This window comes from Thorsellia anophelis DSM 18579, assembly GCF_900111395.1.
GTDB classification, from domain to species: Bacteria; Pseudomonadota; Gammaproteobacteria; order Enterobacterales; family Thorselliaceae; genus Thorsellia; species Thorsellia anophelis.
This window is the reverse complement of the sequence record NZ_FOHV01000009.1, coordinates 105,421-130,703: the sequence shown is the minus strand read 5'-3', so window position 1 is coordinate 130,703 and position 25,283 is coordinate 105,421. Positions and strand designations below refer to the sequence as shown.

Sequence of the window (25,283 nt, the reverse complement as noted above, 5' to 3'; positions counted from 1 at the left end):
AAAAAGGTTGTTCACATAAACTAGTTAAAAAATAACTTAAACCATTGAAAAAAATTTATTTAATGTTAAATATATTAAATAATGTTAAGTTAACTCCAATGCTGTCAACTTTCTGGGAGGGTACTCTAGGGTTATTAGACACCAAGCGTAAAGATAGAATCTTAACACTTTTAGCGAAAGCACCTGACCAACTCAGGTAGCTTCAACATCCATAATCAAAAAGGCGAATATTGGAAGGTTTGTTGCTTCTACCAAACCTTGAATCGCATTTCAGCAAGATCTAGCTGAATTACAATCCATTTTCCGTTCTTGCCATCAACAGCTAATGATACTTCAAGCCAAGTCTAAATCCAAACTATTGCTCGATTTGAGATAGAGTTACCTATAATTCCTTGCAATTTACGTTCCATAGGCGTAATTTTCGTATTCCTGACTCTCGCACCAAATAGGAAACACAGGAATATCAACATTCTCGCATGAATTTAATTCATGCACTAGGGGCTATTACGCCAATTATAAAGCGCTATGGTAGCTGATTCCTTAGTGATAGCTACATGCTTCTGGAGAAACTCGATATTATCATTTACCGAAAACTCCAAATTACAAACGTTTTCAATGACTGCTTTTAAATTTCTAAATGGTATTTCATTAATAGAATACAAACTGTTCTTTCTGAACCACCCTTGATCCCTAGCATAAAGTCGTGCAATCGATGCATAAAAGTACTTTGAGAAACACTTTAAAAATCGGTTATTTAGCTCTTTTTTTATAATAGATGACTCTACAGGGATTTGGTATTTATTCAATATTATACCGATTTCAACTACGTAGTCATCTACAACAATATCTTTGTATGCGCAGCTAGGTGTAGTGTAGAGCATCCTGTCTACCTGAACAACCTTACCGTCCTCAATCAAAGCATCTAGATAAAATGCAGCATGATTACTACTTTTGCTCTTCAGTAAGTTAGCAATAGCTGTTTTTGTTAAAGGCCTCTCACTTCTATTCATTGCCTCAATAATTACATCTTTTTGTGTAATATTTTTGAAGCCTTTTTTCAACCCCACGGAATCGGATTGTGAACGACCATAAAAGTAAAATCCATAATCTTCGCCGAAATGCTTTACCAAGTGCCTAATTATAAAATAATCGTATGCCTGTAGCCCAGCGGAAGCTTGATAGCATTCCATCAAATGAAAAACGTCTCTGCAATCTGATTGAGCATATTCCATCACCGATATAAATATATCGTCCAGCGATATTGATTCAACATCAATAAATCTTGTATGTCTATATACACCCTTACCGGCCAAATATATGTAATCCGGCAACTTAAAAGCCTCATTATCTAGGCGATCCTCGTAAATATCAGTCCTAGAATAACATCTAGCATTCACCAGTCTAGCTACATCCAACCAAGGCAGACCACCCTCAAGATGAAATAAAATACATGCACTAGCCTCAGCTTTTCCAAGCTGCCTCGGCCAAATATTCTCGCCATCAATAAGCAAGACGCCACGCTTCTCCAAAAAATAAATAGCGTTATCGATATTTTTAATTTCACTTAAATTTAGTTGCGAAATGTACTCTCTAATATCATCAAGATGGAGTGGCGCACCATTTTCCGCAAAAAGAATATTTAATATAGTTTTGTCTAGCTCAGGGTAAACATACTCAAAAAGATTAGTCTGCCCACAAATCAAGCTTAAAAAATCGTAAAAGTCCTTTTCCTCTGTGAAACATGAGAAAACCTTATTGAATTTAGTGCGAAAACTGCTGGATAGCTCAGGCTCTATAAGCTGCCACATAGCCTTCGGATGAATACGCAAATGCCGAATAAAACTGCTGTTTATCTTTGATTCTTTTTGACGTATCCTCTCTCTTGTAACATCAAAGTTAGAGGCTATCTGCTCTAATGTCTGCTTGTCCTCTACAAATCCCCAGCGTTTTTGGGCAATGTCGGCCTCATCATCTTCAATTCGATCAATGAAATTATCGACATCCTCCAGCAAGATTTTTTCTGCTTTTTCAATTGGGACCATACTAAATACCTTTGGGGAGATTAACGAAGATTCAAATTCCTGATAGTTAATATTGCCTGCTAAAATAGACTCAATTTCTTTTCTAACAACATCTCTGAACTCAATCAGACAATGTACTATTTTTTCTCCAAAGCCCGGTAAAGCAAGCAACTTACTCCGATTAAAACTAAGAATGTCATCCAAATTTTCTGCAACATCCTCAGCACCAATGTATCTAGCGTACTTCTCCAACGCTTTAGCAAATTTTTGGTCTACCCCTCCCAAACATAGCCTCATATTACTGGTATCTACTTTTCCAAGATTAATTTTATTATCAGAAGGTGCGTAATTATCAACCTCAATATCAATCTCATCCGCAGTATTGGCTAATATTTTAAGCTCTTTAAAGGCTTCCACATAAGATAATCCAACCCCAGGAAGACAAGCAATATCAGAAGTGCTCAAACTAACAAGATCACCCAAAGTTTCACCAAGATGGAATGATTCATGAAATGAACTGATATTTCTTAATCTTTTAACCAGTTTCGAAAATCTATTTGGCAATATCAAATCATCAAGCCTTGTCACGAGCGAGGGTATTTTTATTATCCCCAAATCAAGGCTGATATCACTTCCAATCTTTGATTTAATCATATCGTTATCACTATTATCAACATGACCAACGCTCTCAGTGTTATCTTTAAATTCACTACAGGTATCCCCGCTAGGCGAAAATTCCACACCAAATAACCTAAGAAAGTCAGCAAAGTAAACGTTCCTTTTTAACAGCATGAAATCATCCATGCTCATATCTTCGATAATCTCCCACAAGTCCCTTTTTTTGGGCAAAGTGTCAGCATTATCACATAGAATCGACTTAATTAACTTTTTTACAGCACTATCCAAATTTATTTGGCGGATATCAATAGTAACAAAATCCATTTTCTTAATAACTCTTTAATTTCTTCAAAAACACAGAAATAGAACTGTATTTCTTTATAATCTCATCTCTTTCAGCGTCAGAAAGCTTTTTCACATCTAAACGAGATAATAAATTATTTCTGTACTTTTCGATTATTGGGCAAGGAGATGGAGCGCCAGAAATTGAACTGTTTTCTCCTAAATTAGTAGGGACATTCGGCGTAACTTCGCGGATAAATTCACTTGCTTCAGGAATCAGTGTTTTAATATCCTTCTCAGTAAACTCATTTAGATGATTCACAGTAAAATGAACTGCAATTGCTTTCAAACTAGGTTCCAGTTTATAATCTTCATAAAACCCACTTATATATTTTTTCATCCTTAAGATCATTTCCTGTTTGTCGAAATCACCATCAAATGCGGCTGTTAAATAGCCATAATAAGATCCAAAATGAGTAGCTATCTGATCTAAGCCCACGTCCTCTAGGCAATTCTCTATATTTGAAATATCTGGAATTGACTCATTTATCTCTTTGTACCGTCGCAGCTTTTCCAATAACAATTCACGACTATTGAGTTCTAGCTTCATATTCTCGATCAATTTGAGGACTTTCGCCGCTTCTTCACTATATTTGACATCCAGTGCCATATCGTGAAAGACACTATTTACTTCCGGCTCCTCCGCATCATCAATTAGATTTTCTCTATCAACAGGCATTCTATCGATAGACCTAGAAAGCTCTTTCACCTCGTTAAGCCTCTCAAGAGACCCTACAAAATCCAATACATGGACATAGTCTTTATTGGGTGTTTTTCTTAATCCTCGCCCTAACTGTTGAAGCCAAATGGTTCTGGAGCCCGTATACCGCATAAAAATAAGTAGATTTGTTTCTGGAATGTCAATGCCCTCATTAAATAGGTCACACACCAATATATACTTAACATTTCCCTCCCTAAAACTTCTAATATTTTCTCTTCTTTCCAGATCCTGCATTTTTGAATGTACAAGAGTAGCAGATCCGAGCTGAAAAAAACCTATAAGGTGGTACATGTGGCGGATGTTTCTACAGAATACGATTCCCTTTACTCTCTGTATCCCCTGTTCTTCAACAGTTTTCTCAACAATACGAACAACTTCCTGATCTTTTTTATGCAAGAATAATTTTTTATCCAAATCAGAAATGGATAGCCCACTTTCTAATTGATTAATTTTATCCTGATCAAGATCATCAAGAAGGACGAGATATCTAGGAAATGCCAATTTCTTATGCTTTAAAGCCCAAACCAAATCGAATTTACCAATATGCCCATCTGCCCCACCAAAAAAAGATATTACATCTTTGTTATCTGCTCGATATGGCGTGGCGGTTAAACCAACCAGCAGTTTCGGCTTAAATAGGGTGACAACTTCGGAATATGTTCTTGCCGCCGTATGGTGCGCCTCATCGACAACGATAAAATCATATGAATTATTGCATAGACTCCCCAGTTGGCCATACAACGTATCGAATGATGCAAATACAAAATCTGTGTCCTCTGGCTTCGTTCCAGAAAAGCAGGCAGAGAAACTGTAATTCCCAATACCTAAGACATTTTTAAATGCAGTAACTGACTGAAGCAAAATTTCCACTTGATGAGCAAGAAAGAGAATCCGTGGTCGCTCAGATGACTCATGGATTAGCCTCTTTATTAGATGAGCTACTGTATAGGTTTTCCCCAAACCTGTAGCCATTTCAATCAAAATCTTATTTTTTCCTGCATTATATTTGTGCAAAGCTTCATCAATGACATATTGTTGGTACTTCCTTGGTTTAATATCCCGACCAATTTCTGAGTGTTTTACTACCCAAAGATTCTGTAACTCATCTCGATCAATAAGCTCTACACCTAAGCGTAATGCTCGCGCTTTAACTTCTGAGGTGAAGTATGAATTGGTAACCAATATCTTGTTAGACACATTTGCTAACTTAGCACCTGTAACAATTTGGTTTAGGGCTTTTACGTCAACTGTAGTGCTCAAATTCCGTTGCTTAACTTCGATAGCAAATCTTCTCTTTCCTTTGTAAGCAAAGATATCCACACCACCATCACCGTATTTAAATTCTCTTCCAACTCTTGTAATTTCAGCATCCGACCAACCGGAGGCAAGAAATAGGTCCCTAACAAAAATCTCGAAATCTGCAGGTGCTAACTGGTCAATATCTTTAAAGTCTTTTACCATTTCAATAGCCTCTTAGTCAGCTTAAATCGTTTAATCAGATTATTCAATTTCAATGTCAACGTTTAAAACGTCGTGATAGATGCTTAGGGTTTAGTCCTACGGCTTTCAAACACCGAGTCAGATTGCACATTTTGTTAAATTCCGCACCGAAGCTGCTTCGCAACCACCCTTCACAAAACTCTTTTGCTGTAATGTTCCTCAGATCATTATCGTATTTGATCATTTGCAGATAAAGTTCAGCTGTATATTGATTACGAGGAGCATCCGCTAGTACCTGCTTGATTCGCTCGCAAATCTTGTTTTTATTCATTTTTCAGCCTGTGCGATTCTAGGCACTTGACAATTTAACTGATTTATATAGAAAATACATCAACCTTAATTAAACTATATATCAATCACTTACACTCTGCCTGATGGCGGTATTTCTTTATCAAACGGCCGGAGAATCTGAGCGGATTCAGTGTTAGAGGGTAGAACTGCCCCTTCTGGCGGCGCCCTATCAACACTGGCCATCTGTAAGCCTTTCTGCCGCACATGAAAGGCGATTTGCTGCCAGCGACGCAGCCACTGCTCTTCCTTTCGCTTGAAAGCTTCTAGCTCCTCTTTGAGACGTTCTACCTCGACCTGAAGCTCTTCAGCCTCTTTAGTTACCAGTTCTTTAGTTTTTACCAGCCCGCCTGAAAGAGCACGTTTAGCGTTATTATAAGCAGCCTTAATCTCAGATTTAGCTTGAAGCGATTGGCGACTAAAGCCAAAACGTTCTTCTAGCACAGCCCAAGTTAGTTTTGATCCAAGCTCGCCCAGTGCCCAGCGATCCAAATCAGCAACAATTGTTTTGATGTCACTATCAGACATGCGTCTAAAGCGCTTAACCATGCTCTATCTCCTTTAGATATTGTTCGGGATCAAAGTGCTCAACCCCGTTTGCGGCCAGTTGGGTAGCCAATGTTTTGAGTTTTTTATCGTTATGGGCTAGCCAATCAGCGCTTTTTTTCGGCTTGTTGCTACTCATTTGCTTTTCAGCATTTTTTCGTGCAAGCGCAGTAAGGGCATACTGGCGCTTTTGCTCATCCAGACGTCCCTTATCGTCTTTAACCCAAACGTAGTCTTTGCAGATTGCCGAACATTGCAAATGACGTTCACAGGGTGTTTGAGAGAAATTGTGGATACAGATTCCAGTGCCAACATCATGTACAGCCTGAATTCGCGCTTTCAGAATAGCATCCTGAACTTCTACCGGAACAACTTTGATTTGCTCAGCTAACTGCCCACTTACCAAGCCTTTTTTGATGTCTTCGCGGAGCATCAGCGCTCGTTTTTCGCGAGAAGTATGCTGGTATGCTTTGGTATCTTTTGGGTTAGTACGACCAAACCATTCGGTTTGTAGCAGGTCGCTTAACCCGCCCTCATCCAGCAGGGTATTAAGCGTGTGACGGAAATGATGACTGGTAAAATCCACCTCGATACTTTCTGAAGCGTATTCGGCGGCAAGTTGTGCAAAATAGCGAAGGAAGGTAGTAAACATGGACTGGCTACAACTCGTGGCCAGCCAATGAGCGTAGCTTCCACTGGAAAGTCCAAGAGGACGAATGAATAAAAGATCTTTTAGGTAATATTCTTTACCAAATTGGTCTGTATGGAAAGCAGATAAATATGCTTCAAAGAAATCACGCAAACAGTATTCAATCAATCCACTTTTGTAAGTGTAAAAAATGGGATTTGCAGGCTTAGCTACCTGCCTGGTTAATGTGTTATGATCTGGCCACGCGAGTTTTTGTTTCCTGAGCCAACCTGTTGCGCCCAAAACAGTGTGACTGATTCCTAATTCAGTCAAATCAGCTGCATAGAGCTTTTTATCTTCAGGTATACTATCCAAAAACCTTAGGTCTGGACCACCTACTTTATACATTTCTTCTGCTGTTAAACGCGCTTTAAATGTAATTTCCGCCAACTCAACGAGTACATCACCAACGATGGGGGCCACCTCTGACGGCAAGTAAAGCCTTCGTTTTGGTGTAAATACGTCACCACGACTTGCCTTTCGCGGAAAGTATTCGATATAGCGGTTACCTTCGTCATCAGAAGACAGCTGCTGAGCGGGTAATAGTGAAATTTCACTAAACCGCCTTCCTGTGGAAGCAAGTAGTGTCAAGATCAGAATATAGAAACGATACTTATGATCTTTGGGAACGTTTAAGTACAGTTCACCAATGACTCGAAATACAGCGGGATCGACCAGTTTGTCTGACTTCGTCTCCATAACCTCAGGATCATCTAACCTTTTATGATTTATTCCTCCAGTGCCAGCTGGACGCTTCATTTTTGCATATTTGTACTGTAATAAAACTCTGCACAAACCATTGGCATCACAGTGTGCCGCAAACTCTGCAACATGCTTGTGAAGATTGTAGGCGGTGGTATCACTGTAGTGTTTTGAGATTAAAACAGACGCATTATCCAGTGCTTCAGGCGTAAGCCTAAATAAATCCTGCCCTAGCTGTTTAGCTGCAAATGACACATATCCAATAGCGGTAATGAAATTACGCTGATTCGGTGCTGATTGATGCTTTCTGTGGAACCTGAGCACAAATAACGCTTTGGCAACCAGTTCCCAGCAACCGTCTAGTGACTCTGAATCCAGCTTCGGAGATAGCGAAAAACTAAAAGAGGCTGATTTCGTATTTTTACCAGTCAACCTGACTAGGCGGCCTGAAACGACTTGCCACTCGGGGGCATCCCAAACGACAGACTCAAACCCTTCTAACTTCATTAGCTTTGCTTTGCTGGCTAAAGATTTGAGGTTTTCATTCCTGTCACGCTCAAGACGATCAACGAAAGGAATAACCTTGGCCTTGCGGTTGGAGCGACCATCAGACATTACGCCCCCCTTCCTCACATAGTTTGGCTACTTGTGCTACCGCTGCGATTACCTCATCAAGCTGTATGCCTAATCGCGCATTATCGTACTTCTTCAAACGCTCTTCGCGTCCAGCCAGCAAACATTCCAAAACATGCTCGTGATTAGCGTGCCGATAAGGCTGAAATTTTGGACACAAATAACATGAGTAGGGCGGATCAAGGTGACAAACACTGGATTCGCCACACACACCAATATCAGCTTGATCTGTAGGGTTTTGCTCATCGATAAATATTAGATGCTTATCACCTCTTTCACCATTGACAGCATCTTCATCACTATCGATTAGCCTACCGTTGAAAAAATTGAGGTACTTCGAGAAGCCTTTCGCGGTTGCTTTGTCTAGATGTTCAACAATTCTACCAGCCATTTCAAAATAGACATGCACGTGCTGGGTATCTGTGTGATCAAGGATCCTCGCCAGCTCACGCTTACTGATCCCTTCAGCAGCCAAGCCTGTCGCCAATGTGTAGCGCAACCGTCTCGGAGTTACGCACATTAACTCACCAGTGAGCGGTGAGATAATATTGTGGCGTTTTACGAACGCACTGAGTAAACGTGATATATCGCTACTCGTCAGGTTAAATACGTTATCAATATCTTTGGATAAAATGGCCGCTTTATTTCCATTTCTGTTAATTAGCAATGGTCGCTTTTCTGGAATAACAAAGGCTCTATTTGCAAAACTCAGCGGCACCAATTTACTGATTTCTATCAACTGCTCAATCATGGCACCAAAATGTGGATCAAGATATTCAACCAAAAGATCGTCTCTTGGATTTACAAATCGTTTTTTAATTCTCGGCATGCGAATGATGTAGCATGGGTCATCACCTAAGGGAGCCAGCCGTTCAAAATCAGACTCTCGGAGAAATGTTAAGTTAGCAGGGTTTCGCCCAAATGCTATGGAAAGGGCAACTACAACCCTCTGCTGCAAATGCTCTAATGTTCGCCCATCATCTGATTTAAGTGCATTGATTAAGAGAGGTAGCTCAAGAGACTTGTGCAGAGGGCCACTTTCGGGATCTTCCATCCGAACAGCTTCACCTTTCGGATTCCCAGGCAATTCTAATGCCTCAAGTTCTTGCGCATAAGTTTCCGAAAAACCATATTCTGCCTTGTTGTCAGCGCTCCAGATGTACCACTGTATGGGCCTGTACATTGCCCATAGCCTTTTTCGTGAGCGAGCGCGATTAATAGCGGTTTCAAATAGATCTATTAGATGCGACTCTGAATCAACTTTAGATGCAGGGCTCCCCCAATATCTCAGAACCTCTCTCCAGACATCCTGATATGCAACATAGCCTGCATGTGTTGATATTCGTTTAAGTTGTTCGGCAACATGGTCTTTGAGCGCTTCTCTGATTTCGGGATTGATTATCTTTGTGAAATTCAGGGTTGAATTATCCCTCACAGAATACGGCAATCTCCAAGTATCACCGGATATATCAACTGCTTTTCCTTCACGGGTAATTAATTTTTCTATCTCAGGACAATACCGCTCGATAGCCTGTGGTTTCGATAATCTTATATTCACTCTAGCTTCTTCCCTGACATTATTTCAGCCTGATACCGTTTCAGTGACTTGATTGCTTGCTCTTCCACTTCTTGGGCTATGTATATATCTTGTGAGTCCAAACTACTATCGCCACGCAGCAAGGCTAAAGCTTCTCTCCTGCGCTGCTCATCCATTCCTGAAGCACGCAATACCCGCTCAAGCCGTGATGAGAATGAATGCCTGAGAGACTTGGCCGTTAAGTTTTCAGGAAGGTGGTCAGCGTATTGCAATCGCAACAACTGAAAAAACTGTGTAATTGAGGATTGCGACAAAGGCGCCCCCTCATCACTCAAGATTAAATAGTCTGATTCGTATTGGCTTTTACTTTCAAGCACTTCACGCCAAGTAACAATATACTCATTCAAAGCCAATTCAAGAAGCCTATTTTCAACCGGAATGACTCGGCCATTGCGTTTTATTTGAGGCCTCGGTCGCCTTAGATCAAGCGGGTCCGCTGGCCTACGTTCAACCTGTATCGACGAAATCGGACCAACCTGGACATCCTCCACCCTGAGACTAAGCAGCTCACCTGGCCTTAAACCACAAAATAACATCAGCCCAACAGATACATAATTTCTGAACTTTACAGCAGAATCTCTTCCGAACCCTTGCTTAGCATCGGGGTGCAATACCGCAAGCAAGAAATCAACTTCAGCATCATTTAGCCCCTTTTGAAGACTCTTTTTGACTGGTGTTGCAGACATAAAGCTACCATCAAGAGTTTTTAGCAAAAATGACTTTCTCTCCCTTAAACGCTCATAATCCAAGGAAGATAGAGGTAGCTGACTAGTCAGTACGTCCATGCACCAACTGAAAAATAGTCGGATAGTTGTTAGCCTTTGATTAAAGGTATTAGGCGCTACTGCTCTTATATGCCCATTGGCCTGGTCGATTCTTAACGCCTCGACCAAACTACCTTTTAATTCCGCTTCGTTGAACGAGTTTTGAGCCAGTAATCTAGCAGATAGGTCACAATTTGATTTGTCCAGCCAACGATAGAGCACTGACAGTTCTCTCAAATTCCGAACCAGTGTATTGGTACTAAGGGATCGCCTAGAAAGGATAAACTCATTGGGTAATACAACAGGCATACCAGAAGTATCTAGCATCATTGGTATTTGTTCACCCGTTTTGTGTGTGACTAGCTCTATTTTCATTACATCACCTTTATTGACAAAACAAGCATAACCCAAAAACTCTAAATTTACAATATAATAAATTATACGATTTCTTAAAATACCAAAATCATTAAAACAAAAAAAGCCCTTCAAATGCTTACGCACTAAAAGGGCTATATTTACAATTAAATTACTTTAAAAACAATGCAATGCAAATATTTAACTATGAATAACTTAACAATAATTATTTTATATCATTTAAAACGGCATTTCATCCTTAAATGTGGTTTGTGGTGGTTGATAAGTGCTTAATCCATCCAAAAACTTATACAAATCCTCATCTTTCAAATATTTAAATTTCCAGAGTTTCACTAACTTGATTAAATTAGACCAATTCCACCTATCAGCATATTTTTCAATCAATTTAGCTGACCATGGAAGTGAAACATAGCCACTTAAATAATTCCAATCCCATCTATCAGCATACTTTTCAATCAATTCTTCTGACCATGGGATTGATTTATTGCTGCTTAAAGACTCCCAGTCCCATCTGTCAGCATACTTATTAATCAATTCCACAGAGGTTGGAACTGATTCATTGCTACTTAAAGAATCCCAATCCCATCTATCAATAAACTTTATAATCAATTTCACTGACCATGGGATTGATTTATTGCTACTTAAATAATTCCAATCCCATCTATCAGCATACTTTTCAATCAATTTCTCTGTCCAAGGAAGTGATGTATTTCCACTTAATATATACCAATCCCATCTATCAGCGTACAGTTCAATCATTACCACTGACCATGGGAGTGATTCATTTTGACTTAATAGATCCCAATCCCATTTATTATCATACTTTTCAATCAATTCAATTGACCATGGAAGTGAATTATTGGATTCTAAATTACCCCCTTTATCGATAAACTTTTCAATTAATTCCGCTGACCATGGAATTGATTCATTGAGACTTAAATCAAACCAAAACCATCTATCAGTATACTTTTCAATCAATTCGATTGACCATGGGAGTGAAGTATTTGCACTAAAGATACCCCAATCACTTTTAGACTGACCGAGATCGCTAAGACGAGGCAAATGGAATGATCTATTTTGACTTCGATACCCCCATTTATCGGCATATTTTTCAATCAATTCCACTGACCATGGGAGTGATTTATTGCTACCTAAATAATTCCAATTCCATCTATCCGAAAACTTTTCAATCAATACCTCTGACCACGGGAGTGATGTATTTTTACTTAATTGATCCCAATTCCATCTGTCCGAAAACTTTTCAATCAATTTAACTGACCACTGGAGTGCTGTATTTTCAGTTAATAGATCCCACTCCCATCTGTCAGCGTATTTTTCAATTAATTCCGCTGAGAATGGGCGGAAGCTATTGAAACTTAAATATTTCCAATTCCACCTATCAGCAAACCTTTCAATTAATTCTATTGAGCATGAAATTGATGAATTGAAACTTAAATAATCCCAATTCCACTTATTTTCAAATCTTTCAATCAAATTTATGGACCAAGTCACATTTTTATTTTCACTAAGATAGCTAAAAAAATCTGATAAATAGAGACGCTCCTTAATCGCATACAAAATATCAAGTAATAATTGGCTTTCATTATTTAAACTTAATTCAGAAGAAATGCCTTTTGATATTGTCGAGGAGGAATTAATCAGTTTATCAGTGATATCGATCAGTGAACGTGCTTTCAGTAATGTCAAATCATTTAATGATGTATATACAGTCAATTCATTTTCTTTATTCATTAGAATTCCTCTAAAACATTTGTTATCACGATTTTCATCTCTTTATATATAAAGATGCCAACGGCCATCATAGTGAGATATTGACAATTTTCCATGTAAGCAGGCTTATCGTATGAGATATATACAGATTTTCTAATCTTATACTTAGTAGATTCAATTTGTTTAAAATCAAACAGGCTATCATGGGGATTGCATATTTGCTGGTAACTTGCCAAATCGTCAGAAGAGTAATCAGCAGGATCAAAATTGAAATAGAACAATTTTTAACGTGATTTTACCTATTTTATCTCGAAGATCTTGAACTGATTCGTCTAATTAGATTAACTCAAGTTTTAATGTTGCTAATTCAATGCTTTCAATCTCAACAAGCCCTTGTTTATTTGCAAGGAATTCATTAATTAATTGATGCACAATATTAAATTCAGCCAAATGCAATGCATCAATTATACAGGGAGAGATTAAATTTAAGGTTATGATTTTATTGATTTTTACATTAAAGCTTTTCTATTGCTTTGGGATGTTGTAATCCGATTATAAAAATTTTGAATTTTACTTAGGCATAAAGTCTAAAACGTACACTTGTGTAGTCATCAATTAGCACTAAAATGGCACATCATTTCTATGATATATGACATAAGATATTGAATGAAAATATTTAAATGGCAATTAAATCAAATCAACGATTATTTTTAATGTTTACATAAATTTACAAAAGTTCATTCTCCCCTATCAATTATATCCTTCAACTGATTTTTTTAAGGGTGTAAAATTAAGCTATCTAATTGTGAATTGATCAATGCTTTATCATTCAAAGATATTGCTAGTTGTATGACTTCAATACGTTTAATTAATTCATTCATAAATTAGGCTCAAATTGATAGATATCTAGTTAATAACGCTATATAACAATAAGAGATTTTGCAATATCTAATGATGCATTACTTATAAACTTAATGATAACATAGTAATGACCTAATATGCTATGGGTTGATGAAGTATATTATTTTTTTAGCAATTCAATCGTAATCGCACTTTAGTTAAGAATTATATTTACATGTAAATTACACATTATAATACCCTGTTTATTTTAAGTATTTGTATTTTAAACCTTTATGTATTAGGTGAAATTTTGCTAAAATTACCACTACTTATTCCAGAAAAGATAGAAAGAATGATATCGCAAATCGCTAACCTAAGCCCTGCCCACAAAATTATTCCTTTGAATACAGAAAATAATAATTTCCTCGCTAAGTCAGTCTATTGGACATTAGCAATTGAAGGTAACTGTTTAGATGAAAAAAAAGTGGCTTCAATTATGAATGGTAATTTGGTGATTTCGTCACCTAGAGACTTGCGAGAAGCTCAAAATGCGATTAAGGCTTATGGACAAATTAATACGCTAAATCCAGTTTTAGAGTCAGACCTTAAAATTGCTCACGGTTTATTCATGAATGGTTTGCTTTTCGATTCTGGTAAATATAGGCTGGGTTCTGTAGGAATATACTCTGATAGCAAATTGATTTACAAAGCTCCAGAAGCAGAGGTAGCACCTAAACTGATGGCTGAATTATTTAAGTTAATGGAGGATTCATCGGATTGCCGTCCTTTGGTGATGAGCTCTCTTTTTCATTATCACTTTCTTTGGATTTTGCCTTTTTCTGGTGGAAACGGTCAAATAGGGCGTTTTTGGCAAAAGCTTATATTATCAAAGTGGCATCCTGCTTTTTTGTATTTACCTTTTGAAGAATTGATTTTTGAGGATTTGGAAGGGTACCATAAGGCAATTAAGGAAAGTCACAATACTAATGATCCTATTTCATTTGTGAATTATATGCTCAAAATTTTAAGTCGTACGGTCGAAAAATATCTTTAATATTAACTCCCCATTTCGCCCCCATTTTTAGGCTAAGTTATTGTATTTTAACCTCTGCCATGTCCCGCCCTGGGCACCAATTTTGGTGATATAATAACATATTATGAAACAATAGCCGCTAATAAGCGGTTTTTTCTGCTTTATAAGTAATCAACTTCATAAGTTCCGACTCATATTAACGCATTCAAAAGGCTTATTATGAAGTACAACCCGCCATTTACAATAACACCTTCAATATTAAATCAAACCTCAGTAATTACTGAAAAAATTGTTACATTAGCTATTCAATCAGAGCAAGCAAAATCATTGAGATTACGTAAAGCAAATAGAATACGTACAATTCAAGGCACTCTTGCAATTGAAGGAAATACCTTAAGCGAAAATAAAATTACTGCGATTTTAGATGGTAAATTAGTCATCGCAGCACCAAAAGAACTTCTTGAGGTTCAAAATGCACTTGCAGCATATGATACTTTAGTTAAATGGGATCCTATTAAAGAAAGCGATCTATTGATTGCGCATAAAATGCTTATGGCCGGACTTTTAGCAGATGCAGGACATTACCGATCTACAAATGTGGGTGTCATTGAGGGGAACCAAGTGTTGCACATGGCCCCACCTGCTAATCAAGTGCCAAGACTCATGAATGACCTTTTTAGTTGGCTTGCTTATACCGAGCTTCCTCCGTTGATTAAAAGCTGCATATTTCATTATGAATTTGAGTTTATACATCCTTTTTTAGATGGTAATGGACGTATGGGGAGATTATGGCAAACACTTATATTGAGTAAATGGCAACCGATTTTTAAAGACATCCCTGTTGAAAGTTTAATCTATAAATTTCAAGAGGAATATTACCAAGCCCTTCAAAACAGCACAGATAAAAGCGACTGTGAACCTTTTGTTGAATTTATGCTTGGAATTATTAATACGACTCTTGATGAAGTTCGTTCTGCTGAATAGCAGGATTACTCAAAGCATGAATAGTCAGTGGTCTCATAATACAAATACATATTAAAAGTTTTGCAAAAATCTTGAATGCAAAAAAATTACTGTATAGAAATTAAAGTATATACTGTCTTATAAATCAATATCTTTTAACATGTTGCTTGATTTATTGCTTTTTGATTAACCTGCATGTCATAAAGATATTCGCAACATTTAATAAGCTAGACCAGTACACATCATTAACTTTGTTATGCTAGAGGGAACGTTGTATAGGGAAAAGTGTTGAGTCATTAAAGAAAAGAGATGAATGGTTAAAAGAATCCCACCGATCGATTAATTAAAGGAATTAATAGCAGCTTTTCACAAATCACGAAGGTGACGCTAAATCCTGATTAAAAATTTGATAAATAATATCATAAAATTTTGTGCCAGCTGTATTAGCAGCTATCGAGTATGCTTTATTTAAAAGAAGATATTGATGTGTTTTTTTCAAAAAAATTCACATCAATATCTGGATTTAGAATTCCTCTACAACATCATTATAAAATTATTGCTGTTGATAAAGAGGAATAATTTAATGGGGTAAGGGTTTGATTAAGTCACTCCTTAAGATTTTCAAGCAAACTTAAAGCATGAAGCCTTATTTTTTCTTTTAACTCTTTAGTTTGAATGTGAAGGTTTTCTATTGTTTTATCCATATGTAAATTAATTACTTTATCCGTATGAAAATTAATTGATTTTTCTAACTTCGGTATTAGATTTTCTGGTGATTCCAGTTCCATTTCCTCCTTAGACGTCAATTGCATCAGCAAAATAGTTGCAAAGTTATGCACTAAATCATTTTCAAATTCTTCTATTAGTTCATCTAGCATAAAAGTTTCCTATTAATCACGAAAGCCTAATCAGCCAAACTTTCGCAGGTTATACCAAAGGTCATTGGTGGGCTGATTGACTTATCTTACTAAATCTACAAGGCGATTAAGTTTTTTTTATGAATCTGCACTAAATGTGTTTATTTAATGTACAGTTTTTCTCGATATCAAGTAAAATAGCTTAAATTGTAACCATGAGCTCTGCTGATTTAACCGTTGTTAATGGTAAATCATCAAATGATCTCAATGGCTGTTAAAAAATGCGTAATTTTGGTTTTATAACGTACTTTTCAAATTTACGTAATAATTATAGTTACATGTAAAGTTTTAGTGAAAAATGTGATGTGGTTTATCCTTTCGATAAGGGGGCTTTGGGATTGATAGTTTCCGATGGTAACATGTAATGTAAGATTCAACTAATTTGACACATTCAAGTTTGAATTCAGCGCTAAAAGCACGTCTTGTCTTCTTGGTCATGATATTACCCTCATTATTTAATGATACTCATTCTATCACCTCTTAATGAGTGTCTGAAATCAGTATACAACTACATTTTTTGACATCTTTATATTTCGACATGCTAGGTTTACCTAGCAGGTTAATAAAAATCCTATGTTTTTCATTAACACTCTTAATATAACCTATTATTTATCCACTATCATGCATTTAATATTGTTAAATTTCAAAAACAACCAGTTTAAATGTACTTATTATAAACCACGCAATCAATTACGCTAAAAAAAGATATAGTGAGATTTAGGTCACTTTTCAGTTATATTTATTCCTAAATAATGAGAATTATACTGGTTTAAAACAAGAGTTTCCCATTAAACTGATATTTATTACTACTTGGAGGATTATGTGAGCAGCGATCGACTATTAGATATTTTAAGTTTTATTGCGAGGCAGCCAAATGCAACTACGCCACAAGCATTAGCTGAACACCTCAATATACCTGTATCGAGTGTCTATAGACATTTAGCTGTACTTAGGAAATCTCGTTTTATTTCAGAAGGTAAACAAAAAAATAGAATTACGATTGGTGCTATTGGATTACAAATGGCTAATCATTACTTAGAGCATACTTTACTTATTGACGTTGTAAAGCCTGATTTATTAAGACTCGCATTAAAAACACAAGAAACAGCTGCACTAATGGTACCGAGTAATTTGCAAGCAATTTGTGTCGAGATGATTGAGAGTCGTCAAGCACTTAGATGTTCTTTTATGGTCGGAAAAGGCACCCCTTTAAGCCAAGGGGCAAGTGCGAAGACATTATTAGCTTTTATGGATGAGGATGAGCGTTATGCGGCTGTCCAGTTGCTAATTACCAGTCAACATAAACAAAAAAATTTACTTGATGAATTAGTGCATATCCAGAAAGAAGGTTATGGTGTGAGCCAAGGGGAAGTCGATCAAGGGATATGGGGAGTATCTGTACCAATATTTCATAAGAAAAAATTGCAGGGTGTTGTGACTACTATGAGTCCTGAAACACGGATTGAGACAAGAGAAAATTTATTGATTGATGCTACTCTTCACTGTGCTGCATCTATCAATGAATATTTTTCATTATATTAACATGCTTGTTTTTATAGTATGGGGTCAATATGACATTTAAGTGGCAAGGCAGGCAAGATGGGGAAGGTAAGTTTCATCATAGATGGCATAATCAGATTGTCGAGTTGGATACATCTAATAATCTGTCTGAACTAGGTAATGCGGTAGTTCTGCTTGGTGTAGAAAGTGATGAAGGTGTGCGGAGAAATAAAGGTAGAGTGGGAGCAGCAAAAGGCCCTAAAGCAATCAGGCAGCAGCTCGCAAATGTAGCTTTGCATGATTGCTATACTCTCTATGATGCGGGTGATATTGGCGGTGATGCAGCCAGTTTAGAGAAAATTCAGATTGAACAGACTGAAAGAATTAGTCAAATTATTCAAGCTCATGGGTTTGTAATTGTACTAGGCGGCGGTCATGAAATTGCATTTGGAAGCTTTATGGGGATGTATTATGGGCTGATGCATAGATTAAATGAAATACCTCGGACAAAACAAGTTTCCTTAGAAATACAGGATCAATCCACGTTACCTCTTATTAATAAGAATCCTATTATCAGCCAAAACATGATCAAGGTTGGTATTTTGAATTTTGATGCCCATTTTGACTTAAGGCAACAACCAATTGCAACATCAGGAAGCCCGTTTTTTCAAATTGCTAAGCAGCTTGATATAGATAATGTCGATTTTAACTATGCATGTATTGGAATAAATGAAAACAGTAATACTGCTATTTTATTTGAAACGGCGCGTCAACTGGACGTGAGCTATTTATTTGACAATGAATTACAGGTGCTTGATAAAAAATGGCTTGCAAAATGGCTAGATGATTTTTTAAATCGTTTTGAACACTTATATATATCAATTGATCTAGATGTATTTTCGTATACACAAGCGCCAGGAGTCAGTGCTCCTGCTGTCTGTGGAGTGCCTTTATATGTCATTGAATGGATTTTGGGTTATCTATTTAGTTCAGGTAAAGTTCGTATAGCGGATATAGCTGAATTGAACCCTAACTTCGATATAGATAACCATACGAGTAAACTAGCAGCTTATTTAGTGACCGTGTTAACAAAATTGAAATATAAATCGAATGCATGATTAAAATTCTCATAATTTAGGAATTTTAATTGTTAACTTAGGCCAATTATCGATATCTTACCGTTAATCAAACTTAACAAATTTATAACATGCAGCGCTTTGTTGTGTATTAGTTATAACTCAAAGTGAATCTAAATTTTTATCACTATAGACAAATCAAATAATAGCTAAATTTCCATTGCAACGAATGGAAATATGGAGTTCTATTAAATAGCTGAATTAACTGGAACGAATGCATAAAACAGGAGTGATTATGAATAAGCGAGGGCCTAACTCATTTACTATAGATGAGCAGAATTTATGCATTACACAAGGCAGAATATGGATGCCTTCGCACCCTAAAGCGGATAAAGAGGGCGTTGTTACAGGTCATCAATTATTTATCAAGGGCAAGAAAATTGAGGCAATTTTGCCAGATAACGAAGTTCAATCCGAATTAAAATCAACCTATACAAATATCAAATTAGAAGGGGCGCTTATCACTCCAGGATTAATTGATTGTCATACGCATCTAGTTTTTGCAGGTAATCGTGCACACGAATGGCAAAGGCGATTGGCCGGTGAAAGCTATGAAGAGATAGTTAAATCTGGAGGCGGTATTCAAAGCACAGTCAATGCAACTATAGAGGCATCAGAACAGATGCTGTATGAATTAAGCTTACCAAGATTAGAAGCGTTAGTAAAAGAGGGTGTAACGACATTAGAAATTAAATCAGGATACGGTTTATGCTATGACAGTGAGTTTAAGATCCTATCTGTCATTAAAACGATTAAGGAAAATCACAAGTTAGATATCTCACCTACATTTTTAGGTGCACATGCTGTACCTAAAGCATATACAACTGATCCTGAGGGCTATTTAGATACTGTTATCAATAAAATGTTACCTGATTTTTGGCATAAAGGACTGATGGAAGCAGTTGATATTTTCTGTGAAACCATTGCCTTCTCGGTTGAAGATGCTACACGTCTATTTAAAGCGGCAAGAGAACTTGGAATTCCGATTAAAGCACATGCAGAACAATTATCTCATTTAGGTACAAGTGAACTCGTGGCAAACTTTAAGGGGTTATCTGTTGACCATATTGAGTATTTGCAAAAATCTGATGTTATCGCCATGCAACATTCTGGTACTGTTGCGACATTATTACCTCTCGCATTTTATTTTTTAAAAGAAACACAAAAACCGCCGATCGATTTATTGCGTAAGTACGCTATACCGATGGCGATATCAACAGATTTTAATCCAGGAACAGCGCCTCTAGCTTCGCTTAGATTAGCAATGAATATGGCTGCTGTAGAGTTTGGTCTAACAGTCGATGAAATACTTTTAGGTGTCACTACACATGCAGCAAAAGCATTAGGAAGAGATAATACACATGGAAAAATAGCCCCTGGATTTATGGCTAACTTGGCTATTTGGGAAGTAGATAAACCGGTAGAAATATTTTATGAATTAGGAACAAATCCGCTCATATACCGAGTGTTTGAAGGAGATATAACGAATTAGTGAAATATATTTGAATGTGGGATAAGACAGATTGCAATTTTAAGAAAAAAGTACAGTGATAAGGAGTCACTATACGTTATTTAGGGCACAACAAGTCTAATGGTTTTTAATTTCAATAGAAGAAGCATAGGGTATGGATAGACATTTATAAAGGAAAATACTATGACAAAACATAATCCAAGATTAGATGTAAATAGAGTAATCAAAGCCGATCGTGGTAGTGAAAAATCTTGTCTTAGCTGGCAAACCGAGGCAGCTTTAAGGATGCTACATAATAATTTAGACCCAGAAGTTGCAGAGCATCCGCAATCTCTTGTTGTTTATGGCGGTATTGGCCGAGCAGCAAGAGATTGGAATTGTTTTGATAAAATTACTGAAGTATTAAAGACTTTAAAAGATGATGAGACATTGCTTGTGCAGTCAGGGAAACCTGTCGGTATATTCCCAACTCATAAAGATGCCCCTAGGGTTTTAATTGCCAATTCTAATCTTGTACCGCATTTTGCAACTTGGGATCACTTTCATGAACTCGATAAAAAAGGGCTCATGATGTATGGACAAATGACAGCCGGCTCATGGATTTATATTGGTTCACAAGGAATAGTTCAAGGCACCTATGAGACTTTTGTTTCAATGGCTAAAACGCATTTTAATGGTGAAGCACTCAATCGTTGGGTATTAACAGGTGGGTTAGGGGGGATGGGAGGAGCACAACCTTTAGCTGCCACAATGGCTGGGTTTCATATGATTGCAATAGAATGTGATGAGACTCGTATTGATTTTAGAATCAAAACCCGTTATTTGGATAAAAAAGCTAAGACACTTGATGAAGCGCTTGAGATGCTTGAAGCTGCAAAAAAAAATAAAGTACCAACCTCAATTGGCTTGCTTGGTAATGCCGCAGATATATTTGCTGAGTTAGTTTCGCGAGGTATTACGCCTGATGTAACAACCGATCAAACGAGTGCGCATGATCCTATTAATGGCTATTTACCAAGTGGCTGGACAATGCAACAGTGGCAAACAGCTAGGGCTAATGCACCAGAAACAATCACACTCCCCGCTAAACAAAGCATGGCAAAACAAGTTAGAGCGATGTTGATTTTGCAGCAACGGGGAAGTGCTACTGTAGATTATGGCAATAACATTAGGCAGATGGCTTTAGAAATGGGGGTTGAAAAGGCCTTTGATTTCCCTGGATTTGTCCCAGCTTATATCCGGCCATTATTTTGTCAGGGAATTGGGCCTTTTAGATGGGTTGCTCTTTCCGGCGATCCAGAAGATATTTATAAAACAGATGCCAAAGTTAAATCATTAATTCCGAACAATCCACATTTACACCACTGGTTAGATATGGCAAAAGAGCGTATCGAATTTCAGGGACTGCCTGCTAGAATTTGTTGGGTAGGGCTTGCAGATAGGGCTAAATTAGGTTTGGCATTTAATGAAATGGTGCGTCACGGTGAGGTTAAAGCACCTATTGTGATTGGGCGCGATCATTTAGACTCTGGCTCAGTTGCAAGTCCAAATCGTGAAACTGAGAGCATGTTAGATGGATCTGATGCTGTATCCGATTGGCCATTGCTTAATGCTCTACTAAATACAGCAGGTGGTGCAACTTGGGTGAGTTTACACCATGGTGGTGGTGTGGGCATGGGCTTTTCTCAGCATTCAGGTGTCGTAATTATATGTGATGGAACGGATGAAGCAGCGGCGCGCATTGCAAGAGTCTTACATAATGATCCTGCCACAGGAGTAATGCGTCATGCCGATGCTGGATATGAAATCGCTATAAATTGTGCAAAGAATAATAATTTAAACTTACCCATGATGGAGGAATAAATATGCATACGGACACGCATTTTGATTTAAATTTAAAAGCAGGGGAATTAACTTTAGCTGATTGTCGTTCGATATTTAAACAGCCTATCAAAATATCATTAGATGCAAAATATAATGACGCAATTAATGCTTCAGTTGAGTGTGTCAATAAAATTGTTAAAGCTGAAAAAACGACATACGGCATTAATACTGGTTTTGGATTATTGGCTCAAACCAGAATACAAAATAAGGATTTAGAGCAGCTTCAAAAATCATTGGTACTATCTCATTCAACAGGGGTAGGGGAACCAATTAGTGATGATTTAGTTCGATTAATTATGGTTCTTAAAATCAACTCTCTTGCAAGGGGATATTCTGGTATTAGACGCGAAGTTCTTGATGCACTTATGGCACTAATTAATCATGAAGTTTATCCTGCAATACCAGCTAAGGGTTCAGTCGGTGCATCAGGTGATCTCGCACCACTGGCTCATATGTCTGCTTTATTGTTAGGTGAAGGGAAAGCAAGACATAAAGGTGAGTGGATAGAGGCTAAAAAAGCATTAGAGATAGCAGGTTTAAAACAACTAACATTAAAGCCAAAGGAAGGACTTGCTCTTCTAAATGGTACCCAGGTCTCAACGGCTTATGCACTGAAAGGATTGTTTTTTGCAGAAGAACTCTACGCTGCAGCCAGTGTCTGTGGATCATTAAGCGTAGAGGCAAGTATGGGATCAAGAACCCCATTTGATGAAAGAATACACGCAATCCGAGGGCAAGTTGGCCAAATAGATGCAGCAACAATTTATCGTCATTTGTTAGGGGATGAAAGTGAAATCTCATTATCACATGCAAATTGTGATAAAGTTCAAGACCCGTATTCACTTAGATGTCAACCTCAAGTAATGGGTGCTTGCTTGCAACAGATCAGATTTGCTGCATCTATTTTATTGACAGAAGCTAATGCAGTGTCTGATAATCCGCTTGTATTTGCAGACAAAGGCGATGTATTATCGGGCGGTAATTTTCATGCAGAACCTGTTGCTATGGTAGCTGATAATTTAGCACTTGCTATCGCTGAAATTGCTAATTTATCAGAAAGACGAATATCTTTATTGATGGATAAGCATTTATCACAGCTCCCTCCATTTTTAGTCGACAATGGTGGGGTAAATTCAGGATTCATGATTGCGCAGGTAACCTCTGCTGCACTGGCAAGTGAAAATAAAGCGCTATCGCACCCAAGAAGTGTTGATACAATCCCAACTTCAGCTAATCAAGAAGATCATGTTTCTATGGCGCCAGCTGCAGGAATGCGACTATGGGAAATGAGCGAAAACGCGAGATATTTATTGGCAATTGAGTGGTTAGCTGCGTGCCAAGGATTAGATTTTAGGCAAGGCAAAAAAAGTTCGGTATTATTAGAAAATGCAAGGAATAAACTGAGAGAGTTTATTCCATTCTATGACTGTGATAGGTTTTTTTCCCCTGACATTGAATTAGCTGCTCAGTTACTAAAACAAAATATTTTTTGGTCTTACCTACCATCAAACATGTTACCTAGCCAATGCTAAGTTCATTTCAATAAAAGAAGGTGATTTATGAATGCCGTGATTATAGCTGTGATTGTAATGGTTGCACTGAGCCTCTGCCGAGTCTCAGTTGTGTTTGCTTTAATTTTCTCCTCTATTTTAGGAGGAGTACTTGCTGGGATGCCTGTTGTTGATACTATTAATGTTTTCACAAAAGGCTTAGGCGATGGTGCCACTATTGCGTTATCTTATGCTATTTTGGGTGCATTTGCTGTTGCATTATCGCGTTCAGGGATTGCTGAAACTATGGCTCAGTTGGCAATTTCAAAGCTAACTGGTAAAGATGCGACAGAACAAACAACGAAAAGAGTCAGTTTTTTATTACTAGTTGTATTTATTTTAGCAGCTGTCAGTTCACAAAATCTTATCCCAGTTCATATTGCCTTTATCCCTATTCTTGTCCCGCCTTTACTTGGGCTAATGAATACGCTTAAAATGGATAGACGGCTTGCTGCATGCGTTTTGACATTTGGTTTAGTTGGTACTTATATGTTTGTACCAGTAGGGTTTGGTTCAATCTTTTTGTACGATTTATTGTTAAAAAATTTAAATATTGCAGGCAAAGATATTGGGCTTGTCATTGAGAGCTCTATCGTTGTTAAGTCAATGGCTATTCCTTTTGGGGGGATGGTCATCGGATTGCTAATTGCCTATTTTTATTCGTATCGAAAACCCCGTCACTATATCACTCAATCAACAGACCCTCAGATCGAAAACGGGAAAGCTAAAGGTCCTAAAATGGTTTTAGCACCTTGGCAAATTGTCATGCTTATGGTTGCTTTGATTGGTACCGTTGTACTTCAACTTAAATATGACTCTATGATTTTGGGCGGCTTATTTGGATTTGCGGTTCTCTCTGTTGCAGGCGTCTTTAAATGGCAAGATCAAGATAGCGTGTTTGTTGAAGGAATGCGCATGATGGCACTTGTTGGATTTATCATGATATCAGCAGCTGGTTTTGCAGCAGTAATGAAAGAGACGGGCCATGTTAATACCTTAGTTGCGACTTCAATGGATGTTATTGGAGATAATAAAGGGCTTGCTGCATTTGTAATGCTTCTTGTTGGGCTATTTATTACGCTAGGAATTGGCTCATCTTTCTCTACCATTCCGATTATTACAGTGATATTTGTCCCTATTGCTCATAATTTAGGTTTTTCACCTGCAGCAATTGTTGCTTTGGTTGGTACAGCTGCAGCGCTTGGGGATGCCGGTTCACCTGCATCAGATTCAACATTAGGCCCTACAGCTGGTTTAAATGCTGATGGACAGCATAACCATATTTGGGATTCAGTTGTGCCTACTTTTCTTCATTATAATATTCCTCTTATTATTTTTGGTTGGATTGCAGCAATGATACTATAGTTGATTATTAACAGTATTTTTCTGATTTTAATGCCTAAATAGGTAATATCATGAATTTAGGCGGCTGTAAGTCCTTTCTATAAATATTAAGATAAAGC

The 25,283-nt window shown here is 37.5% G+C and carries 17 protein-coding genes; 8 read left to right on the top strand and 9 right to left on the bottom strand.

The window, feature by feature from the left end:
- Positions 1–494 precede the first annotated feature (494 nt).
- From BMW37_RS07490 to BMW37_RS07455, 8 genes are all read right to left on the bottom strand, one after another.
- A complete protein-coding gene (locus tag BMW37_RS07490; RefSeq protein ID WP_093317417.1) occupies positions 495–2,963 on the bottom strand; it encodes a sigma factor-like helix-turn-helix DNA-binding protein in 2,469 nt (822 codons plus the stop codon).
- Positions 2,964–2,967: 4 nt separating this feature from the next.
- The gene (locus BMW37_RS07485) at positions 2,968–5,163 is read right to left on the bottom strand and encodes a DEAD/DEAH box helicase family protein (protein WP_093317414.1); all 2,196 of its coding nucleotides are present in this window, start codon (positions 5,161–5,163) and stop codon (positions 2,968–2,970) included.
- 55 nt (positions 5,164–5,218) lie between these two features.
- On the bottom strand, positions 5,219–5,473 hold the full coding sequence (locus tag BMW37_RS15505; protein ID WP_093317411.1) for an HTH-like domain-containing protein: 255 nt from the start codon (positions 5,471–5,473) through the stop codon (positions 5,219–5,221).
- An 89-nt stretch (positions 5,474–5,562) separates the two neighbouring features.
- The gene (locus BMW37_RS07475; protein ID WP_093317409.1) at positions 5,563–6,039 is read right to left on the bottom strand and encodes a protein kinase; all 477 of its coding nucleotides are present in this window, start codon (positions 6,037–6,039) and stop codon (positions 5,563–5,565) included.
- Positions 6,032–8,041, bottom strand: a complete 2,010-nt coding sequence (locus BMW37_RS07470) for an integrase (RefSeq protein WP_093317406.1) — start codon at positions 8,039–8,041, stop codon at positions 6,032–6,034. The genes BMW37_RS07475 and BMW37_RS07470 overlap by 8 nt, the downstream gene beginning before the upstream one ends.
- Entirely contained in the window at positions 8,034–9,617 is a 1,584-nt protein-coding gene (locus tag BMW37_RS07465; protein ID WP_093317403.1) for a site-specific integrase, read from the bottom strand. Before BMW37_RS07465 ends, BMW37_RS07470 begins: the two co-directional genes overlap by 8 nt.
- The gene (locus BMW37_RS07460) at positions 9,614–10,795 is read right to left on the bottom strand and encodes a tyrosine-type recombinase/integrase (protein ID WP_093317398.1); all 1,182 of its coding nucleotides are present in this window, start codon (positions 10,793–10,795) and stop codon (positions 9,614–9,616) included. Before BMW37_RS07460 ends, BMW37_RS07465 begins: the two co-directional genes overlap by 4 nt.
- 219 nt (positions 10,796–11,014) lie before the next feature.
- A complete protein-coding gene (locus BMW37_RS07455; RefSeq protein ID WP_093319223.1) occupies positions 11,015–12,547 on the bottom strand; it encodes a hypothetical protein in 1,533 nt (510 codons plus the stop codon).
- A 1,129-nt stretch (positions 12,548–13,676) separates the two neighbouring features.
- Here BMW37_RS07455 and BMW37_RS07445 point away from each other — a divergent pair.
- The gene (locus tag BMW37_RS07445) at positions 13,677–14,420 is read left to right on the top strand and encodes a Fic family protein (protein WP_093319218.1); all 744 of its coding nucleotides are present in this window, start codon (positions 13,677–13,679) and stop codon (positions 14,418–14,420) included.
- A gap of 198 nt (positions 14,421–14,618) precedes the next feature.
- On the top strand, positions 14,619–15,383 hold the full coding sequence (locus BMW37_RS07440; protein WP_093319215.1) for a Fic family protein: 765 nt from the start codon (positions 14,619–14,621) through the stop codon (positions 15,381–15,383).
- Between the two features lie 584 nt (positions 15,384–15,967).
- On the opposite strand, the gene BMW37_RS07435 is transcribed toward BMW37_RS07440, so the two are convergent.
- A complete protein-coding gene (locus tag BMW37_RS07435) occupies positions 15,968–16,240 on the bottom strand; it encodes a hypothetical protein (protein WP_093319212.1) in 273 nt (90 codons plus the stop codon).
- 861 nt (positions 16,241–17,101) lie between these two features.
- Between BMW37_RS07435 and BMW37_RS07430 the strand changes: the two genes are divergently transcribed.
- The 6 genes from BMW37_RS07430 (at position 17,102) to BMW37_RS07405 (ending at position 25,185) form a co-directional block, all read left to right on the top strand.
- Positions 17,102–17,821, top strand: coding sequence for an IclR family transcriptional regulator (locus tag BMW37_RS07430; RefSeq protein ID WP_143047610.1), 720 nt, complete (start codon positions 17,102–17,104; stop codon positions 17,819–17,821).
- 29 nt (positions 17,822–17,850) lie between these two features.
- On the top strand, positions 17,851–18,897 hold the full coding sequence (locus BMW37_RS07425) for an arginase family protein (RefSeq protein WP_093319208.1): 1,047 nt from the start codon (positions 17,851–17,853) through the stop codon (positions 18,895–18,897).
- A 253-nt stretch (positions 18,898–19,150) separates the two neighbouring features.
- Positions 19,151–20,407 carry an imidazolonepropionase gene (hutI, locus tag BMW37_RS07420; RefSeq protein ID WP_177168614.1) on the top strand — a complete coding sequence of 419 codons (1,257 nt, stop codon included), beginning with the start codon at positions 19,151–19,153 and terminating at the stop codon, positions 20,405–20,407.
- A 162-nt stretch (positions 20,408–20,569) separates the two neighbouring features.
- A complete protein-coding gene (gene hutU / locus BMW37_RS07415) occupies positions 20,570–22,249 on the top strand; it encodes a urocanate hydratase (RefSeq protein ID WP_093319203.1) in 1,680 nt (559 codons plus the stop codon).
- A 2-nt stretch (positions 22,250–22,251) separates the two neighbouring features.
- A complete protein-coding gene (gene hutH / locus BMW37_RS07410) occupies positions 22,252–23,802 on the top strand; it encodes a histidine ammonia-lyase (RefSeq protein ID WP_093319200.1) in 1,551 nt (516 codons plus the stop codon).
- Positions 23,803–23,829: 27 nt separating this feature from the next.
- Complete coding sequence (locus BMW37_RS07405; protein ID WP_093319197.1) at positions 23,830–25,185, top strand: Na+/H+ antiporter family protein; 1,356 nt, start codon at positions 23,830–23,832, stop codon at positions 25,183–25,185.
- Positions 25,186–25,283 lie beyond the last annotated feature (98 nt).

What these genes read in the sequence shown, in the direction of transcription:
- BMW37_RS15505 (WP_093317411.1), bottom strand. Translation starts at nt 5,473, where the DNA reads ATGAATAAAAACAAGATTTGCGAGCGAATCAAGCAGGTACTAGCGGAT.
- hutH (WP_093319200.1), top strand. Translation starts at nt 22,252, where the DNA reads ATGCATACGGACACGCATTTTGATTTAAATTTAAAAGCAGGGGAATTA.
- BMW37_RS07440 (WP_093319215.1), top strand. Translation starts at nt 14,619, where the DNA reads ATGAAGTACAACCCGCCATTTACAATAACACCTTCAATATTAAATCAA.
- BMW37_RS07455 (WP_093319223.1), bottom strand. Translation starts at nt 12,547, where the DNA reads ATGAATAAAGAAAATGAATTGACTGTATATACATCATTAAATGATTTG.
- hutU (WP_093319203.1), top strand. Translation starts at nt 20,570, where the DNA reads ATGACAAAACATAATCCAAGATTAGATGTAAATAGAGTAATCAAAGCC.
- BMW37_RS07405 (WP_093319197.1), top strand. Translation starts at nt 23,830, where the DNA reads ATGAATGCCGTGATTATAGCTGTGATTGTAATGGTTGCACTGAGCCTC.
- BMW37_RS07460 (WP_093317398.1), bottom strand. Translation starts at nt 10,795, where the DNA reads ATGAAAATAGAGCTAGTCACACACAAAACGGGTGAACAAATACCAATG.
- BMW37_RS07435 (WP_093319212.1), bottom strand. Translation starts at nt 16,240, where the DNA reads ATGCTAGATGAACTAATAGAAGAATTTGAAAATGATTTAGTGCATAAC.
- BMW37_RS07470 (WP_093317406.1), bottom strand. Translation starts at nt 8,041, where the DNA reads ATGTCTGATGGTCGCTCCAACCGCAAGGCCAAGGTTATTCCTTTCGTT.
- BMW37_RS07490 (WP_093317417.1), bottom strand. Translation starts at nt 2,963, where the DNA reads ATGGATTTTGTTACTATTGATATCCGCCAAATAAATTTGGATAGTGCT.
- BMW37_RS07425 (WP_093319208.1), top strand. Translation starts at nt 17,851, where the DNA reads ATGACATTTAAGTGGCAAGGCAGGCAAGATGGGGAAGGTAAGTTTCAT.
- BMW37_RS07475 (WP_093317409.1), bottom strand. Translation starts at nt 6,039, where the DNA reads ATGGTTAAGCGCTTTAGACGCATGTCTGATAGTGACATCAAAACAATT.
- hutI (WP_177168614.1), top strand. Translation starts at nt 19,151, where the DNA reads ATGAATAAGCGAGGGCCTAACTCATTTACTATAGATGAGCAGAATTTA.
- BMW37_RS07485 (WP_093317414.1), bottom strand. Translation starts at nt 5,163, where the DNA reads ATGGTAAAAGACTTTAAAGATATTGACCAGTTAGCACCTGCAGATTTC.